This is a genomic window from Arthrobacter sp. OAP107 (assembly GCF_040546765.1).
Lineage (GTDB): Bacteria > Actinomycetota > Actinomycetes > Actinomycetales > Micrococcaceae > Arthrobacter.
In genome coordinates this window covers 4,645,022-4,663,094 of record NZ_JBEPOK010000001.1, presented here as the reverse complement: position 1 = coordinate 4,663,094, position 18,073 = coordinate 4,645,022, and the positions used below count along the sequence as shown (strand labels likewise).

16 protein-coding genes are annotated in these 18,073 nt (G+C 66.2%); 8 read left to right on the top strand and 8 right to left on the bottom strand.

What is annotated here, in order from left to right; genetic code table 11:
- Positions 1-17: 17 nt before the first annotated feature.
- On the bottom strand, positions 18-2,885 hold the full coding sequence (locus ABIE00_RS21430) for an alpha-amylase family glycosyl hydrolase (RefSeq protein ID WP_354262661.1): 2,868 nt from the start codon (positions 2,883-2,885) through the stop codon (positions 18-20).
- Between the two features lie 160 nt (positions 2,886-3,045).
- Positions 3,046-4,089 (bottom strand): lactonase family protein, encoded by a 1,044-nt coding sequence (locus tag ABIE00_RS21425; RefSeq protein WP_354262660.1) that lies wholly within the window; start codon positions 4,087-4,089, stop codon positions 3,046-3,048.
- A gap of 226 nt (positions 4,090-4,315) precedes the next feature.
- On the opposite strand from ABIE00_RS21425, the gene ABIE00_RS21420 reads away from it, so the two are divergent.
- Positions 4,316-5,167, top strand: a complete 852-nt coding sequence (locus tag ABIE00_RS21420) for a putative protein N(5)-glutamine methyltransferase (protein WP_354262659.1) — start codon at positions 4,316-4,318, stop codon at positions 5,165-5,167.
- 131 nt (positions 5,168-5,298) lie between these two features.
- On the opposite strand, the gene ABIE00_RS21415 is transcribed toward ABIE00_RS21420, so the two are convergent.
- From ABIE00_RS21415 to ABIE00_RS21400, 4 genes are all read right to left on the bottom strand, one after another.
- The gene (locus tag ABIE00_RS21415) at positions 5,299-7,584 is read right to left on the bottom strand and encodes an HNH endonuclease signature motif containing protein (RefSeq protein WP_354262658.1); all 2,286 of its coding nucleotides are present in this window, start codon (positions 7,582-7,584) and stop codon (positions 5,299-5,301) included.
- Between the two features lie 314 nt (positions 7,585-7,898).
- The gene (locus ABIE00_RS21410) at positions 7,899-8,381 is read right to left on the bottom strand and encodes a hypothetical protein (protein ID WP_354262657.1); all 483 of its coding nucleotides are present in this window, start codon (positions 8,379-8,381) and stop codon (positions 7,899-7,901) included.
- Positions 8,382-8,507: 126 nt separating this feature from the next.
- Positions 8,508-8,771, bottom strand: a complete 264-nt coding sequence (locus tag ABIE00_RS21405; RefSeq protein ID WP_354262656.1) for a GlsB/YeaQ/YmgE family stress response membrane protein — start codon at positions 8,769-8,771, stop codon at positions 8,508-8,510.
- A 146-nt stretch (positions 8,772-8,917) separates the two neighbouring features.
- Positions 8,918-9,748 carry an aldo/keto reductase gene (locus ABIE00_RS21400; protein ID WP_354262655.1) on the bottom strand — a complete coding sequence of 277 codons (831 nt, stop codon included), beginning with the start codon at positions 9,746-9,748 and terminating at the stop codon, positions 8,918-8,920.
- Between the two features lie 136 nt (positions 9,749-9,884).
- Between ABIE00_RS21400 and ABIE00_RS21395 the strand changes: the two genes are divergently transcribed.
- Complete coding sequence (locus ABIE00_RS21395) at positions 9,885-10,631, top strand: CDP-alcohol phosphatidyltransferase family protein (RefSeq protein ID WP_354262654.1); 747 nt, start codon at positions 9,885-9,887, stop codon at positions 10,629-10,631.
- A 204-nt stretch (positions 10,632-10,835) separates the two neighbouring features.
- A complete protein-coding gene (locus ABIE00_RS21390; protein WP_354262653.1) occupies positions 10,836-11,105 on the top strand; it encodes a hypothetical protein in 270 nt (89 codons plus the stop codon).
- A gap of 428 nt (positions 11,106-11,533) precedes the next feature.
- On the opposite strand, the gene ABIE00_RS21385 is transcribed toward ABIE00_RS21390, so the two are convergent.
- The gene (locus ABIE00_RS21385; RefSeq protein ID WP_331569445.1) at positions 11,534-11,746 is read right to left on the bottom strand and encodes a dodecin; all 213 of its coding nucleotides are present in this window, start codon (positions 11,744-11,746) and stop codon (positions 11,534-11,536) included.
- A gap of 75 nt (positions 11,747-11,821) precedes the next feature.
- Entirely contained in the window at positions 11,822-12,523 is a 702-nt protein-coding gene (locus ABIE00_RS21380) for a FadR/GntR family transcriptional regulator (RefSeq protein ID WP_331569447.1), read from the bottom strand.
- A gap of 155 nt (positions 12,524-12,678) precedes the next feature.
- On the opposite strand from ABIE00_RS21380, the gene ABIE00_RS21375 reads away from it, so the two are divergent.
- From ABIE00_RS21375 to ABIE00_RS21355, 5 genes are all read left to right on the top strand, one after another.
- Entirely contained in the window at positions 12,679-14,166 is a 1,488-nt protein-coding gene (locus ABIE00_RS21375; protein WP_354262651.1) for a four-carbon acid sugar kinase family protein, read from the top strand.
- Between the two features lie 118 nt (positions 14,167-14,284).
- Positions 14,285-15,193, top strand: a complete 909-nt coding sequence (locus tag ABIE00_RS21370) for an NAD(P)-dependent oxidoreductase (protein WP_354262650.1) — start codon at positions 14,285-14,287, stop codon at positions 15,191-15,193.
- On the top strand, positions 15,193-16,062 hold the full coding sequence (locus tag ABIE00_RS21365; RefSeq protein ID WP_354262649.1) for a class II fructose-bisphosphate aldolase: 870 nt from the start codon (positions 15,193-15,195) through the stop codon (positions 16,060-16,062). Before ABIE00_RS21370 ends, ABIE00_RS21365 begins: the two co-directional genes overlap by 1 nt.
- Before the next feature lie 175 nt (positions 16,063-16,237).
- Positions 16,238-17,551 (top strand): acyltransferase family protein, encoded by a 1,314-nt coding sequence (locus ABIE00_RS21360; protein WP_354262648.1) that lies wholly within the window; start codon positions 16,238-16,240, stop codon positions 17,549-17,551.
- Positions 17,548-17,901 (top strand): GNAT family N-acetyltransferase, encoded by a 354-nt coding sequence (locus tag ABIE00_RS21355; protein ID WP_331569455.1) that lies wholly within the window; start codon positions 17,548-17,550, stop codon positions 17,899-17,901. Before ABIE00_RS21360 ends, ABIE00_RS21355 begins: the two co-directional genes overlap by 4 nt.
- Positions 17,902-18,073 lie beyond the last annotated feature (172 nt).

Here is an 18,073-nt window from a genome sequence, read left to right as displayed (position 1 = left end):
CGCCGGTCCCGGGCGGCCTAGCTGGCTGTGATCACGTGCGTGGTGTGGCTGTACCGGAAGGTGACCGGGCCGCCGTCGTGGTCCAGCACGATATTGGAACCGTTCGGGGCACCATCCTGGCCGTAGTTCTCATCCCAGGAGCCGTTGATGGCCGCCTTGAATTCGTACTGCCCAGCCGGAAGGTCTGCCGTGAGCTTCCACAGGCGGTCCGCCGGATCGAAGGTCAGGAACGCCGCCTCACATGCCGGCTGCCAATCATCCGGGCAGCCCATCTCGCTGTTCAGGCTTCCCGCCACAGTGACCGACTCGGGCTGCGGCGCGGCGCCCACGGCCACTTTCCGGACGTTGCTCACCACACCCGTCCCGTCGAGCTTTGCCCGGTACCGCACCTCGGTTCCGTCGGCGAGACCCAGCGCGTCCAAGCGGTCCGCCACCGTGTACGCCGGGGATGAGTCATCTTTGGAACCGATGGCTGTCCATGGCCCGCCCGCGACGCTCCGCTCGAAGTGCACCACGTGGCTGGCCTTTTCCGGGTCTGCCGTGGCCACCACGTCCACGTTGCCCTGGACCGTGCTGCCCTCGGCCGGCTGCTGGATGGTCAGTACCGGGTCCGGCACCTCAGCGGACCGGACAGCGCTGACCGACGAGCGGCCGGCGTTGTTCAGGACCACCGCCCGGTACTCCACGACAGTGCCGGGTTCCAGTACTGAGACGTCGTGGAAAACCCGGTAGGGCGCGGTGTCGTCGGTGCCCACTCGCTCCCATTTGCCGCCCGGCGTCCTGGCTTCAAAGGTGACCTCATAGAACGAGCTGCCGTCGACGTCGGCCGTCACTTGGATCCGGCCGTTGTCCCCGGCGGAGGTGGCGGTGGCTGCGGCGGAAACAGGGGGCTGCAGTGCGACGGCCGGGGCCGCCTTCCCGCGGGGGATCCGGCCGGATGACTGGTAGACAACGGCGGACAGCGGCGGCACCGTGACGGTCAGCTTGCCATCGGGCGCGGTCTTGGAGTTTTCGGCGGCGTCGCCGTAGATGAGGCGGTAATTGCGCTTGGCGATGTAAGTGGGAACGGCGGCCGTCTGCGGCTTCTCGCTGTTGTTCAGCGCAACCACGTACTCACGCTGGTCTTTGGCATCTGTGCGCGAGAAAGCGTAGATGCCGGGTCCATCCGAGGCGTACCGGTGCTGGTGGGCGCCGTCGCGCAGGGCCGGGTGGTCTTTGGTCAGTTGCGCGAGTTCGCGGATCTTCGCGTACAGGGGATGCCCGGTGTTGAAGTTGTCGGTGGCATGGGTGGCGTCCGTGCCGAGCAGGTCATCGTCGAGGTAGTCGGGTACCTTGCTGGCGAACAGCGTCTGGCGGGCGTCCTGGTCTCCGCCGGGGCCGGTGAAGCCCTGCTCGTCACCGTAGTAGATTACGGGATTTCCGCGGGAAAAATACATGAGCTCGTGGGCCAGTTCGTCGCGGGCCACACGTTCGGCGCCGTCCGCGTCCGGGTTGTCGGTGCTGATGAAGCTGCCGATCCGGCCCATGTCGTGGTTTCCCAGGAAGGTGGGCAACTGGTAGACGTTGGAGTCCGCGTCGGTGTACCAGTCGTCGGCGGCGAAGAAGGTTTCCAGCTCTTTCGCGTCGTGGCTTTTCGAGGCGAAATTGCGCGCAGCGTCCTGGAAAGGGAAGTCGAGCACGGCCTGCATCCTGTTGCGTGTGGTGAACTGGCTCGTGAAGCTCTTGGACGTGTCGAAGACTTCGCCGAACATGAAGAACTCGTCCTTGCCGTGCGCCCTGGCGTAGGCGAGTACCTCGGGCCCGAACTGCTGCCAGAATTCATCGTTGACGTGCTTCATGGTGTCGATGCGGAACCCGTCCACGCCGAAGTCCCGGATCCACGTCTCGTAGATGTCCGTCATGCCGGCCACGACTGCCGGGTGCTCGGTGAACAGGTCGTCCAGGCCGAAGAAGTCGCCGTAGGAGGAGTTCTCGCCGGCAAAGGTCGTGTCGCCGCGGTTGTGGTACAGCGTCGGGTCGTTGAGCCAGGCCGGAACCTTGAGGTTCTGTTCCGCCGGATCAAGCACCGGTGTGTACGGGAAGGAGGTTTCGGCGTCGAGCTTGGGGAAGTCGGCCCGGCCGGCGAAGTCCCGGTCATCGAAGGCAACGCCTGCGGCGGTGCGGTACGGCGCCCTGTCCTTGGAGACGTAGCCGGTGCGGGCACCCTCCTTGTAGCCGATGACGTCCGCGGTGTGGTTTGTGATGATGTCGAAGTACACCTTCATGCCGCGGGAGTGCGCCTCGTCGATGAGCGCCTTCAGCTCGGCGTTGGTGCCCAGGTGCGGATCGATCTGGGTGAAGTCGGTGACCCAGTAGCCGTGGTAGCCGGCGGAATTGTCCTCGGGCTGGACCGCCTTGTTCTTGAAGCTTGGTGTCAGCCAGATCGCCGTGGTCCCGAGGCCCTGGATGTAGTCGATCTTGTCCAGAAGGCCTTTCAGGTCCCCGCCGTTGTAGAAGCCCTTCCGGGTGGGGTCGAACCCGGAGACCATCGGATCCGGGCCGAGGCCGCCTTGGTCGTTGCCGGCGTCGCCGTTGCTGAATCTGTCCGCCATGACGAAGTAGAAGTTCTCGCCGGTAACGGGCGTGCGGAGGGAATGGGCACCTGTTCCCTGTTTGGTGCCCGACGGCGGCACCGGGGTTTTGTTGACAATTGCGGCTTGGCCGGGTGCCTGGGTTGGCAGGGCGGCTGTGGCTGTCGGAGTTGCCTGGGCGGGCAGGGCCGCCTGGACGGGTGGGGCCGACGCAGCCAGCAGAACGAGCGCGCCTGCCGCCGCCAGAGTGGCGCGGGTGGGTTTGACGGGGCCGCCGGTACGGCGCGGGGAATTCAGGCGAGGGACGGTGAGCATGTTGGACCTTCCGCAAAGCAACGTTGCTTGTCCGGGTGGGGCAGCCCGGACTCCGTTAGGACGCCGACTCGTCCAAGGCAGGCCCGATCGCCAACACGGCCTCCTGTGATGGGGCCGTATTGGGAATGACTAATCCTGTATTGGCTTTGTCGATTGCGGTTTAGCTTGCCACAATCAGGGCCGTGGGGGAACCCGCAACAAGACGCTGAAGAGGGCCCTCCGGAAGGCCGGTCTGGTCGTTCAGGCGGAAGGTTGTGATGTCGTGGGAGCGCTCGTGGGCAACGTGCAGCGACCCGCTGCGGACCAGGTGGTGACGGGGCCAGTCGCCGCCGCTGGTGAAGTCGCCGAGCGGGCGAAGCAGGCTGCCCTCGGCCGACGAGTCCACCTCCAGCACGCTGATGCGGTTGGAGCCCCGCACCCCGACATACGCGAACCGCCCGTCCGGCGACAAGGCAATCTCGGCCGCAGAGTCGCCGTCCTTGGCGCCGTCGGACGTCGCGGGACCCTGGCCGACCAGTTCGAACTTTCCCGATGCCGAGGCGGCACGGGCTGCGAAGACCTCGATCGAATACTCGGTAACGACCGACACCGTTCCGTCGGAATGCTGCACCAGGTGGCGGGGGCCGCTGTCCTTAGGCAGCACCACCTCATGGTCCAGCACCAGGCCCGTCCTGTGGACGTAGTTCCAGACTCGGAGGAGGTCGTGCCCGAGGTCGGTGGTCATGATGCGGCCGTCGGTGAGTACCAGGCTGGCGTGGGCGCGGCTGGGGCGGTCGTCCCGGTGCGGGTCGCTGGAGGGTGCCGACGGAAGGCGGCGGGCGATCCCGCCGTCGTCCGTCAGTTCGTAGAGCAGCACCTGACCATCGCCCCAGCAGGCGACGACCAGGAACTTGCCCTGCGGATCGACGGTGACGTGGCAGGGCGCTTCGCCGGCCGCCCAGGGCTCGCCGGCGGCCTCGAGGCCGAATTCTCCCCGCCGCCGGTATGCCTGGACGGTTTTGGCGTTCTCCCCGACGGCGTAAACCATCGGCAGTTTCCGGTGCACCGCAACGAACGACGGCGAGTCAGCCTTTGCCGCCGTCCCACGCCAAGTGAGCGTCCCATCAGCGTTGACCGATACGGCCCCGATCCCGGCCCCGTGGCCGCCGCTGTCCGCGGTATAGGAGCCGGTCCAGATGAGCGTGTGGTTTTCGCTGTGGGTCATCGTTCCATCCTGCCAATAATTGCCGGATTCGGCGTCGGATAACATGGATTTTTGCAGAGCCGATTTGAGGGCCGGGCGCGTATTAAATGTGCCGGATCAGTACTACCCGGGAGGTGAGAACAATTCTCGCAACGCCAGCTTGGGTTCTCCTTGCCCGCCTTACGGACCGCCAAGGCTAGTCGGACGTATGCACGGAGCGCCCATCATTCACCCGAAGGACGCAACCATGCCTGTTCAATCACCGCCTTTCCGCTCCAACGTCATCAGCAGGCTGCGCGCCGCCGGCTGTGTCTTTGCCGAGGACGAAGCGGACCTCCTCCTTTCCGCCGGCCTTGCCGCCGATGAACTTATGGAAGCCGTGCAGCGACGAGTCGACGGGTTTCCGCTCGAGCACATTTTGGGCTGGGCCGAGTTTTGTGGCTTGCGGATCCGGGTCGAGCCCGGCGTCTTTGTGCCACGCCGCCGGACGGAACTGCTGGTTCAGGAGGCTGCCACGCTCCTTCGAGCCGCGGGGCCGGAGCCCGCTGAGCCCGCGGGGACTGTTGGCATCACTCCGCCCGCGTCGCCGACGATTCTTCCGGTTGTTGTTGACCTGTGCTGCGGCTCCGGCGCTGTGGGTACCGCGCTGGCGGTGCAGATGCCCGGCGTGGAGGTGCACGCTTCCGACGTCGACCCCGCCGCTGTGCAGTGTGCCAGCCTCAACATCGTGCCAGCGGGCGGTGCAGTCCACGAGGGCGACCTCTACTCGGCCCTGCCTGCTCGCCTTCGGGGCACCGTGGACATCCTCGCGGTGAATGCGCCTTACGTGCCGACGGCGTCCATCAGCAGCATGCCCCGTGAAGCCCGCGTTCATGAGCCGCGGGTGTCGCTGGACGGCGGGCCCGACGGCCTCGACATCCAGCGCCGGGTGATCGCGGAAGCCGCGGCCTGGCTCAGGCCGGGAGGGCACCTGCTCATCGAAACCAGCCGGCTGCAGGCTCCTCATACTGCAGCGGCCATGGTCCGTGGGGGCCTAAGGCCGCGGACTGCCACGTCGGCTGAATTGGACGCGACAGTGGTGATCGGGCAGCTCTTCTAGCCCACTTGGGCAGACCAGCCCCACTTCCCGCGAAGTCGTGCGCTTGCCGCCGACGCCGGCGTTCCTCGTGAGTCCGTCAGAAAGATCCCGTCAGACAGCCCGGCCCGCCCGGGCCGTCCCCGGTCTCGGGTTCATGTTTTGTGGTGGTGGTTTTGTCGGGGTTGTTGGCGGGGGTCGATATGGGGTGGGGGTATGAACCAGGGGATGCCGTTTTTGAGGTGGATTTTCCACTGTTCCTTGTGGATCAGGTGGTGGTGGTGGGTGCAGAGGAGGACGCCGTTGTCGGTGCTGGTGGGTCCGCCTCGGGACCAGTAGGTGATGTGGTGGGCTTCGCACCAGGGTGCGGGGATGGTGCAGTTGGGGAAGGCGCAGCCTTGGTCGCGGGTGTTGAGGGCTTTGCGGATGTGGGGCGGGAAGATCCGGGTGGTGCGGCCGATGTCGAGGATGCGTCCTTGGCTGCCGAGGAGGACGGGGATGATGTCGGCGTCGCAGGCGATTTTGCGGATGGTGGAGGCGGTGACGGGGCCGGTGTAGGTGAAGGTTCCGCTGCCGGTGGCCGTGCCGGCCGGCCCGCCGGGCAGGGGTGTGGTGAAGGGGTCGGTGCCGGACCGGTTGATGCCGGGCGGGTTGGTGCCGGGCGGGTTGATACTGGCGGCGTTGGTGCTGGTGATGTTGGTGCTGGGTAGGTTGCCTGTCTGGGTGTCGGGTTCGCTTGTCTGCGGGGCGTCTGTGCTGGTGTCCGGTTCGGGGCGCGGTTGGGTGGTCTGCCAGGTGCCTGGCAGGAGCTCGGGGCCGCTGGGTTGCCATCCGTTTGTGTCTGTTGGTTGGGGGCTGTCTGTTGGCTGGTTGGTGGTGTGGTTTCCTTTGGAGGCGTAGCGGGGGCCGCGGTTGGCGGTGGTTTGGATGCTGTTGAGGAGGTCCCGGTAGCCGACGGTGACCATGACTTGGGGGCGGAGTCCTCCGGTGGTGGGCAGGGTGCCGGCGGCGAGGGCTGCCTTGGATGCGCCGATGAGGCCATCGAGGCGTTGCTGGGCGAGGGTGCGGCGGTCCAGGTCCGGTTCCGGGGTGGGGGCGTTGAAGGCCGCGTCGGGGTCGACAGCGGCGGCGATGGTACCGTCGGCGCTGCTGGTACCGCCGTCACCGCTGCTGCCGTTGCCCTGTTGGCTGGTGTCCTGTTGGCTGGTGCCGGCGGCCGTGCCGTCACCGCCGCCGCTGTCGTTGTTGTTGCCGTTGTCGGTTTTCGCGCTGGTGGTGGTGTTGGGTGTGGTGGTGCGGGGGTTGGTGGCGGTGTTCATGACGGTGGCGAGGACTTCGTATTGGTCGGTGGTGGCGCGGATTTCGAGGTGGTGCAGGCCGCCGCGTTTGTGGTGGAGGAAGACGCCTTGGCGGTGGCGGAGGTTTTCTTCGGAGGGTTCGGTGCCGTCCTGGTCGAGGGCGTCGATCCAGCGGTGGGCGATGCGGGTGAGGAAGTCGTGGTCGTTGTCGATCGCGGTTTGGGTGAGGTTGTGTTCCATTTCGGCGATCAGGGCGGGGTTGGGGATGTGGCGGACTTTGTCCAGGGCGGTGGTGATGGTGGTTCCGGCGCGGGAGGAGATGATTCCGGTGGTGAGGGCGGCTGCGGTTTCTTCGCGTTCGGGTGGCATGGGCCGGCCGGCGAGTCCGGTGCGGGGGAGGGTGGCGTTGGCCAGGGCGAGGCGGCGGCGTGCTTCGGGGGTGCTGATCCGGAGCCGGGTGCGGAGGAACTCGGCGGTGTTTCGGGCTCCGTCATCGGCCGGGGACCAGGCCACCGCAGAGGCAGGGGCAGAGGCCACCGCGGAGGCGGCCGGAGTTGGACCAGATGCGGCCGGGGCGGCAGCCTCGAAGGGCTGAGCGCCAGGATCCGGGGCAGGTCCGGGTCCGGGTTCGGGTTCGGTGCCCCAGCCTGTGGTCCAGCCGGCGGCGCGGCTGGCGGTCGCGGCGGCGTTGATCGCCTCGGTCCGTGTCCGGTCCACCGCCGCGGCGGCGAGTACTTGCAGGTGTTCGACGCGGCGGGAGAGCTTCTCGGTCAGTTCAGCGAAATCGGCCGCCTGAAGGAAGTTGGCCGCGGCCAGCTCCTCCGGAGCCGAGCTGGTGGCGGAGTCCAGCAGCGCCAGGGACGCCTTCAGATCAGTCGTTGCCGGCGCTGGGGACGCCAGTTCAGTAGTTGCCGCGGCGACCGGTTCCGGGCCGTTCGTTGCCAAACGCTGAGTTGCAGGGCCAGCGCCAGCTGCAAAGCCGGCGGCAGCACCGCCGTCGGACACGTCCTTGACCGATGCGTCAGCAAGGAGAGCCGCAGGAACGCTGCGCAGCCGGCGGCCGCGCAGCAGGACAGCGGCACCCAGGCCAGAGACATTCGTCCCCGCCGAGCTGTCCGCTCGATCCTCCCCAATCGCTTCCATGCGAAAACTATCTCAGCGCGGTCTGACATTTTTGGATGTGACCGAAAGCACTGCCTGCCTCCAAGCTGGCGGCAGCACCGCCGTCGGACGAAGATGTGTCCGCCACGGCGGTGCCGGTTCCGGCAGAAGCCGGATGCCCGGAAGCGGAAATGCTATGCAGCAGGGCAGCACGCAGGCCGGGCACTGCTGCCCGGCCTGCATACTTTCCCCACTGTCCCCGATGGCTTCCATAGGAAAACATTGTCAGAGGGGTCTGACATTTTTAGTTCTTGCCCACCCGCCCGCGGTGCAGGCTCAAGCAGCCAGTCGTGGAGCTACTGCTTGTCTGGATTCACGTTCGTGGCGGCGCCGGCGGGAGTGGCGCCGCCCTCGTCCGACCAGTCCTGACCCGCGCTGTCGTTGAGCGCCGGATCGGACTCCACATCGGAAGTTCCGAGGTTTACCGTCTCCGGGTGCGTGCTGTGCGCGGGGACGTGCCCGCTGTCTGCAGATGCACCGGCAACAGATGCAGTGCTGGCAGACGCAGTACCGGCGTCACCCTGCTTTGGTGCATCGCGGTGCATGGCGGAGTCGAGTACGGTCCCTGCCCGGCGCGCGGCTTCGGCCAGCTGGTCGCCCACCTCAGGGGCCTTTTCTTTGACGGCTTCCTTTGCTGCTGTGACTTTGTCCTGGACCGGCTTGCTGTCCCAGATGCCGGCGGCCCGTGCTTTGAGCTTGTCGTACGCTGCCCGGCCGGACCTGGATCCGAGCACATAACCTGCAGCGATTCCGGCGCCGAAGAGAAGTTTGGATTTCATGATGATCTCCTACTCTTGAGGGGGATCTGTACGATTTTGGTTCGGCCAATACGGCCGAGGGTGGGAAACCGGCCCCGGGAGGTTCCCCGGAGCCGGTTCCGGCGCTGCTCTATCCAGCGACCCTGTCTAGCGGGCCGTGCGCTTGGTAATCATGCCGTAGACCAGCAGGACGATCAGTGCGCCGCCGATCGCGAGCAGCCACGTGGACAGCGAGAAGAACTCGTTGATCCCCACTCCAAAGAGCGCGCTGCCGATAAAGCCGCCGAGAATTGCGCCAACCACGCCGAGCAGAAGCGTGATGAAAATGCCACCGCCCTGCCGTCCGGGGAGGATGGCCTTAGCAATGGCTCCGGCAATGAGGCCAAGAATCAGAAATGCGAAAAAACCCATCTTTTATCGTTCCTTCTTCATCTAGAGGAGTTACCCGGATTGCCGGGTACGCTTCGTCCTTCTGCTCAATACTAATCATGCTTACTATTTTTTTGCCAGTCGCCCTCCAGCGAGGAGCAGCTGCCGCAGTCGCCTGAAGTCTGGCGTTAGTGGCCTTGGACGTCGGAATTTACGCCGGCCTCGGGGCCTTCGTCGAGAGTGTTGATGGCGGTCAGGTCCTCCTCATCCAAGGCGAAATCGAAGACGTCGATGTTCTCTTTCATCCGCTGGGGATCGGCGGACTTGGGGATGGCCACGAGACCCTGCTGGACGTGCCAGCGCAGCACCACCTGGCTTACCGTCCGGCCGTGTTTGCCGCCGATTCGGTTCAGGACAGGCGCGGACAGCAGCCCCGATCCCGAACCCAGCGGACTGTATGACTCCGTGACGATCCGGTGTCCCTCGTTGTAGGCGCGGTCGGCCGAACGGGTCACCGAGGGGTTGAGCTGGATCTGGTTCACGGCCGGCACAACCTCGGTCTCCCACATGAGCTTTTCCAGGTGCGCGGGCTTGAAGTTCGAGACGCCGATCGAACGGACTTTTCCTTCGGCCTGCAGCCGCTCAAAGGTCTTCCACGTGGAGATAAATTCTCCACGGCGGGGGAGCGGCCAGTGGATCAGCAGCAGGTCCACATAGTCCAGGTTCAGACGCTTCAGCGAGCCTTCAAGACCGGCCGCGGCCAGGTCCCCGCCCTGAAATTCCCCATCCAGCTTGGTGGTGATGAAGAACTCCGCCCGGTCCAGTCCGCTGGCGCGGATTCCGGATCCGACCCCGGCCTCGTTCCCGTAGCGCACGGCCGTATCGATATGCCGGTACCCGGCTTCCGCAGCGCGTACGACGGTGTCACTCACCTCCCGGTCGTTCAGCGGCCAGGTGCCAAGGCCGATCTGAGGGATCCGGTTGCCGTCGTTCAATTCGATGACTGGTGCCAGTGCCATGCGGAAGAGTCTTTCCTATCGGGGGCAGTTTGCCCAGACCCCTCCTGGCTGCTTCGGTAGCTCCATTCCTATCTTCCGAGGTCAGGCCGGGAATGCTTATGGGCCGCCTGTTGTTACGATGAGCGCAAGGAGGCACATGCAGGTCTTGCTCGGTAGGCGCGCTCTGGTGGACGTAGTCGTCGCCATGGCTGCCTTCCTCGCGTCCGGGAGTTGGATCCTGACCGCTGCAGGTGCTGGCGCAACATACTTCCTTTCCGCCATAGCTGCCGGCCTGGCGGTGGTGGGAAATGCCGCGGCCTCCATCCTCAACCGCAAGCCCCTGCTGACCACGGCTGCGGACCGTGTTACCCTGCTTCGCGCTGTGCTGGTGGCATGTTGCGCGGCGGCGACGGTCCCGGCGCTGTTCGGCGGGGTTGGGCCCGGCATACCGGTGGTCGCGGTGGGTGCGGCAGCATTTATTCTTGACGCGGTGGACGGGGCAGTTGCGCGGCGGTTTGCCTGCGTGAGCCCGGCGGGAGGCCGGCTGGATGTCCAGACCGATGCAGCCCTGGTGCTCGTGCTGTCGTGTGCAGCTGTGCCCATCGTCGGCCCCTGGGTGCTGGCCATCGGGCTGATGTGGTACGCGTTCGTCACCGTCGGCTGGTTCCGGCCTGAGCTGAAACGAATGCTGCCTGTTAAGAAGCTGCGGAAGGTCATCGGCGCCTTCCAGCCCTTCGCCTTGCTGCTGGCAGTAACACCCGGGGTTCCCGGCGGAATCGGGATGGCCGCCGTTGTCCTGGCACTCATCGCGCTGGTGGCCTCGTTTGGCCGGGACGTCGTGGAACTGGAGCAAAGCCACCGAGAGTGGACCCGCGGCCACTCCAGCACCGAACTTGTGAACTGAGAGCCCTTGGTGAACCGGCGGCGGTACGCTCGGCCTAACCAAGGACGGCCGCCGACGTGCCTGGTGCTCTGGGCTGACTGATGCTCTGGACTGACTGATGCTCTGGACCCACCGGGTGCTCTGGACTAACGATGACGGCGCTGGTAATCCTTGGAGTGGCCTGGCAGGACAACCTGGCCCTTCCAACAGCTAAGGATCCAGACCATGAGCGAAACGCCCGCCGATCCGGAGCAGAACCCGACGGAGCAGAACCCGACGGAGCAAAGCCCGGCTGAGCAGAACCCTACGGAGCAGAACCCTGCGGACCAGCCCAAGGACGGCACGCCCGGGGGATTCCCCTTCGACCCCAACCAGGACCCGCCCCAGGAGGCACCCGCAGTTCCCCACCAGGACAACCCGGGACCTCCCACGGGTCCGGACGGCGAGCCTGACGAACCTGCGCTCGAGGACCCTCAGCGGCCGCCCGCGCGGTAACGACTGACGCCGCTCTTAGGGCGGGCTGTGCTGATGCCCAGCCGGAGGGTTGGATTCTATCCATTCGCCCATTGGGTGGGTCTGGCGCGTTTCCTAGCCTAGGAGGAGAACTTCTCCCAGCCCTCCGACCCAAGGATGACCTTCAACGATGAAACGCATCGCACTGCTTCGGGAACGCCACACACCGTCCGCTCCTACCGGAACCCACTGCCCGGCGTCGGGAATGTGGGCCCCCGCAGACTCGCCGGACGAGGCACATGCTTTCTTTGAAGGACAGGTGTTTCCTGCGTTCCGCGGGATTCCCACTGTGTGGCGCCGGAGTGCTACCGGCCAGGATTAAGCACGAAGGCGGCGCCGGCTGACAGCAGGCGGCGCCGCCCTACTTAATCCGCTGCCGCGCGGTCAGTTCCGCCGCGGCGCGGCGAAATCTAGTCCCGCTCCAGGCGGAATCCGAGCTTGAGGGTGACCTGCCAGTCCGCAACTTTGCCGTCCTTGAGGTGGCCACGGATCTCCTTGACTTCGAACCAGTCCAGGTTGCGCAGGGTTTTTGCGGCGTCGGAAATGCCGTTGCGGACGGCCGCATCGACGCCTTCGGTCGAGGTCCCGACAATTTCAGAAATGCTGTAGGTGTTATTAGACATCTTCGCTCCTCGTGATCGCCATCGATACCCGGCTGCGGGCCGTTCCTGCAGAGTATCGGACGGGGCGCCCGGGGACTAGGCTTCCAGCACGTAGCTTCTGAGGTCGTCGAGGGTCTGCTGCATGTGGGCGTCCATGGCGTTGCGTGCCCGCTGCGGATCGCGGGCGGCCAGGGCCTCGAAAATGTTCTGGTGGTGACCGATCGCGTGCTCCTGGATATCAGGCACCTTCGAGGTTTCCGTCCGCCCCCTTTCGAGGACGCGGTGCAGCGGTTCGAAGAGGACTGCCACGAAGACGTTCTCGGATGCGTGCAGAATCTGGTCGTGGAATGCAAGGTCGGCGGCAACAAAGCTCGCCACGTCGTTGCCCTGGTGCGCCTTCCGCATGTCCGCCACGCAGTCCCGAAGGCCCTCGAGCTCGGCGTCGGTGATGCGCTGGGCCGCCAGCTCGCAGGCACCAGTTTCCAGCATCCGGCGCAGCTCGATCAGCTGGACCGCGGCGGCCGGCCCGTTCTGACCCTCGGAGGCGGCCCGGAGCACTGCCTCGAGGGACGACCAGCGGTTCAGCGGGTTCACGAACGTGCCGCGGCCGCGTTCCACGCTGAGGATGCGCTGCGCCTCAAGCGTCTTCATTGCCTCCCGCACTGTCATGCGGCTGACGTCGTGCCGTGCGCTGAGTTCCAGTTCTCCCGGCACGCTGCTGCCAGGCGGAAACTCGCCGGAGATGATGCGGTCAAGGAGTTCGTCGGCGACGACGCCCACCAATGATTTGCGTGCCATTTCTTCCGTTCAGCATGTGCGGCCATACAGCCCTGATGTCTGCAAAAGTGTACTTGCGCACGTCCTGTGCGTTATGCCACACTAACACCAGACGCAAGATGTCTGACATCTGACAAATAATCCGCAAGACAGTTTTCGACACAACGGAGTGCACAGTGCCCCTCGAATCCGACGTTCTGGCCGCCTTTCCCGCCGAGCTCCAGATCCCTGCCCGGCAGGTCGCAGACGCTGTTGCAGCCACCGCCGCCACGTCTCCGCGCGTCCTCGTGGTGCTCGACGACGACCCCACCGGAACGCAGTCGGTTGCGGATCTCCCTGTGCTCACCCGCTGGGAAGTCGAGGACTTCCAGTGGGCTCTCCATCAGGGTAAGCCTGCCGTCTACGTGCTGACGAACACCCGCAGCCTGGACCCCGAAGAAGCAGCCGCCCGCAACGAAGAGGTGGTTCGCAACGCCCTGGCTGCTGCCCGCGACGGCGAGGGCGAGATAAACCTTGGATTTGTGAGCCGCAGCGACTCGACCCTGCGCGGACACTTCCCACTGGAGCCGGATGTCATTGCCGCCACGGTGGCAGCTGAAAGCGGAGAGGCCACCGACGGGGTCGTAATGGTTCCGGCATTTCCCGACGCCGGCCGTATCACCATTGGCGGTGTCCACTACACCCGTGGCCCGGAGGCCGGCCAGCTGACCCCCGTTGCCGAGACGGAATTTGCGAAAGACGCTACCTTTGGCTTCGTCAATTCCGAGATGGCCAAGTACGTGGAGGAGAAGTCGCAGGGGCGGTTCGCCGCAGACTCCGTGATCGTGCTGGACCTGAACATCATCCGGGCCGGCTCCGCCACCGGCCAGGCCGAGGTATCGGCCAAGGCCATCGCGGACGCCATCGAGCCGGCCACACAGTCCACGCCCATCGTGGTGGACATCGTCACCGAAAACGACATGCGCGCCTTGGCGCTGGGGCTGGAGGAGGCCGAACGCCGCGGCAAGAGGCTGCTTTACCGGGTGGGCCCGCCGTTCATGCGGGCCCGGATCGGCCAGGACATCCGGCCCGAGCTCAGCGGCGAGGAAGCCTACGCGGGCAACACGCCGTCCGAAACCGGCGGCCTGATCGTTGTCGGCTCCCACGTGGGCGTGACCACCCGGCAGCTTAAGGTGCTCACCGACCGACACAGCAGTGCGCGCATTGTGGAGATCGACGTCGAAGAGCTGCTGGACGAGGGTGCACCGGCCTACCTGGACCGGACCGTCGGCGCCGTGGTGGCGGCGCTGCGCAGCGGTGACGTCATTGTCCACACCAGCCGCCTGCTGATCAAGACCGCTGACCCGGCAGAAAGCCTGCGGATCGCACGCACGGTGTCTGCCGCCGTCGTCGCCGTAGTGAACCGGACGCTCAAGACCTTCCCGCCACGGTTCGTCATCGCCAAGGGCGGCATCACGTCCTCCGACGTTGCCGCACACGGACTGGAGATCCGGCATGCGATCGTCCGCGGGCCCATGCTGCCGGGCATCGTGAGCCTGTGGGAGCCGGTTGACGGCCCGGCCAAGGGGATCCCGTACATCGTTTTCGCCGGCAACGTCGGTGATGACGAGTCGCTCGCCCAGGTGACCAGCAAGCTCAGCAACACATCCCTACGTACCCCCTAACCTCGCAAGGCCCCACCTGCTCCCTGCCCTCGCAAGCTCGGGCCGGGGGACCTCGCCGGCGTGGGCCCACGGCCAACCCGGTACGCGTGGGCCCTGGCCACTTTCACTGGAGAACACCATGACCTCGAATTACACAGTCACCGTCCTCGGACTGGGCGCCATGGGGCTGCCCATGGCCACCCGCCTCGCGAGCCAGTTGGCCGTCCACGGGTTCGACATCGCCGAACCGCGCCTGCGCCTCGCCGAAGAAGCCGGCGTAAAGACCTTCGCTTCCGCCCGGGACGCCGCCCAGGACACGGACGCCCTGCTGCTCGCCGTGCGCAACAGTGAACAGCTCGACGACGTCCTGTTCAGCGGGAACGGTGTGGCCTCGGTGCTGAAGCCGGGCGCCGTCGTCATCCTGACCAGCACCGTGGGCACGGAAGCCATTCCGTCCACCGTCGCACGCCTGGCCGAATTCGGCGTCGGACTCGTCGACGCCCCGCTGTCCGGCGGGCCGAAGCGTGCCGGCGAGGGCGACCTGCTGATCGTCGTCGGAGCCGAACCCAAGGCGCTGGAATCTGCGCGTCCGGTCTTGGAACTGCTCGCCTCCACGCTGACGGTTGTCGGCGACAAACCCGGCGACGGGCAGGCGCTGAAGACCGTCAACCAGCTGCTGTGCGGCATCCACATCGCGGCAGCGGCCGAGGCCATGGCACTGGCCGACGCGCTGGGCCTGGACCAGGCCAAGACCCTGGCCGCCCTCGAGGCCGGCGCCGCGGGCTCCTTCATGCTGTCCAACCGGGGACCGCGGATTCTGCAGGCCTACACCGAAGAGGGCGCCGAGGTGCTCAGCCGCCTGGACATCTTCGTCAAGGACATGGGCATCGTGGGCAAGGCCACGCGTAATGCCGGCCTGGCGACCCCCGTTGCCGCCGCCGCCGAGCAGCTGTACCTGCTGGGCCAGGCCCACGGGCTGGCCGCCGCCGACGACTCTGCCGTCATCAAGGTGGTCGCCCCCACCAAGCGCACCGCCGGGGAAGGCTGATGCGGGCGCGGCTTGATGAGCTGGTGGCGACCGCCCTCAAACGGGGCTCGGCCGTGCCGGCGTTCACTTGCTACGACTTCACGACGGCGCTTGCGGTGGTGAGCGCCGCCGAGGAGGCCAAGCGCGGCGTCATCCTGCTGGTGGCGCCCAAGACCGCCGCCACAGCCAACGGACTCCGGCTGATCTCCGCGCTCCGGGGCCTGGCCGACGCCGCGTCCGTGCCCGTGGCCGTGCAGCTCGACCACGCGTCCGATCTTGAGATCATCAGCGCCGCGGTCACTGCCGGTGCGGACTCCGTCCTGGCGGACGGTTCGGCGCTGCCCTATGAAGAGAACATCGCCCTGGTGAGTGCGGCGCGCACCGCACTGGAGGCCCAGGGCCATTCCGGCGTGGTCCTGGAGGCCGAACTCGGCGGCCTGGCCGGCGACGAGGACAGGGCCTTCGGCACCGAAGGGGACGACGCCGGCAATGAGGTTGCCGGGCTCACCGACTCCGCCCAGGTGGAAGACTTCGTGGGCCGGACGGGGGCGAAACTGCTCGCGGTGGCCGTGGGCAACGTCCACGGAAAGTACAAGGGCGAGCCGCGGCTGCGCTGGGATGTCCTGCAGGACATCGCCGTGCGGACACACATCCCGCTGGTGCTCCATGGTGCGTCCGGCATTCCGGCCGACGAGCTGGCCAAGGCTCCTGCCATGAACGTGGGCAAGGTTAACTTCAATACCGAGCTCCGCACCGGCGTCCTGGCCACGCTCGAAGAACAGCTTCCCGCGCATCGGGCAGACGGCGAGAACCTGCAGGGGCTCCTGGCCGGGTGGGGCGGCGCCGCGAAGGACTTTGGCACCAGCACGTTGGCGATCCTCAGTCGCTGAGGGGCAGTTTATGTCCACATATGGCGACTTCGAGGGCGGCAAGATCAACGCCTTCCGCGGCCAACAGCTGGACAAAAACTCCGGGCGGCTCCATGTGGTTGCCGCTCCTTGCGGGGCAAGTTGGCGCACAATGGAAACTACAACGACGTAAGGGACTTCCAGTGGTGGGGGCGCCATGAAGAATTCCACGGAGCCGGCGGCGGGACCGGGTATTGCCGCCAGCGCCCGCGACCTGGCCATCGATCTCGCGCGCTTCGTTTGCCTCGCCCTTGTGGTGGTGGGCCACTGCATGATGACCAGCCCGGTACTGCATCCTGACGGAACAGTCACCACCGAAAACACGCTGGCCGAGCAGGACTGGTTCGAGCCGGTCATCTGGGTCTTCATGGTGATGCCGCTGTTCTTCGTGGCAGGGGGCATCACCGGGGCGCAGTCCTGGCGACGTATGCAGGCCCGCGGCGGCACCGGCTTTGAGTTCGTCCAGTCCCGGCTACTGCGCCTCGTCCGCCCGGCAGCGGCCCTGCTGGCGGTCATGTTCGTCGGCCTGTGGGGCGCGCTGCTGGCCGGTGTGGATCCGCAGGTGGTGCAGCTGCTGGCCAGCGGGGCCGGGATGCCGCTCTGGTTCCTCGCGGCATACCTGGCAGCCCAGCTGAACATCCCGCCGCTGGTGGGGCTCCACCGGCGTGCCCCGTGGCTGACGCTCCTGGGGCTGGTGGCCCTCGTGGTGACAGTGGACTGCTTCCGCGGCGCTTTCCCGACGCTCGCCTACATCAACATGGTGTTCGTCTGGTGCTCCGTGCAGCAGCTTGGGTTTTTCCTGGCGGACGGCTGGCTGGAGCGATGGAGCAGGTCGCAGCTGGTGGGGCTGATCGCCGCCAGCAACCTGCTGATGCTCGTCTTCGTGATGCTGGGCCTGTACCGGGACAACATGCTGGTGAACCTTAATCCGCCGAACCTCAGCCTGGTCCTGCTGGGCGTCTCGCAGGCGGCGGTACTGCAGCTCGCCAGGCCGTTGCTGAAGGCACTCGCCGCCGTGCGCTGGATCAGTGCGGTGGTGGCCGTTGCCGGACGCCACGCCATGACGGTCTACCTTTGGCACCTGCCCCTGCTTGCGGCCATGACCGGCCTGCTCCTGCTGACGAACTTTCCCAAACCGGCTTCGGGCACCGCCGAATGGTGGTGGTCGCGTCCGCTCGTCTTCCTCGGCGTGGTCCTCCTCCTGCTGCCTGCCGTTCTTCTGTTCGGACGGCTTGAGGAACGGCCGACGCCGGCCATGCACTCACGCGGCCGGGCACCGGCCGCCGTGGTGACCGCCGTCGTCGTCGTTTTTGTCCCGGTGGCTGACGCCGCCGTCAACGGCCTGACGCTTGGACTGCTGGGCGGCGGCGCCGCCTGCTTTGCGATGGCCGTTTTGCTGCTGGGGCGCGTTCCCGCCCGCGGCACCCGACCATTGCCAGCACAGCCATTAAGTGCCAATGTCGAACCATGACGGAGAACACGGCAGCCACCGAGGACCATTTCACCCCGGACGTCACCACGTTCCGGAACGATGCGCTCCACCGCTACGAATTGCACGTCGGCGGGAAGCTGGCGGTGGAAGTCAGGTTCGAGGACAAGCCTGGGCACGTGGATTTCATCCACACGGAGACGGCCGAGCAGTTCCAGGGCCATGGCCTGGCCAAGGTTCTTATCCACTTCGCCCTCGATGATGTGGTGGCGTCGGGCAAGCGGATCATTCCGCATTGCCCGTTTACCGCCCGCTACCTGCGTAAGCACGAGGTGTACACGCAGTGCATCGACTGGCCTGAGGCGGCCGCGCCGAAGCTTCTCGGCACCTAACGGCGTTAATCCAGCGCCGCGCCGGCTCCCGTGCCGCCCTGTCCTCGCGATACCTGTCCGCGCCATGCCTGTGAGTCCCCGATACTTGTGACCGCGGGGACATTTCCGTACGATCGGTCACGGCTATGCAGTTGGCCCTTGGACTCTCTTTTTAGGGATCTCTGTGAATCAA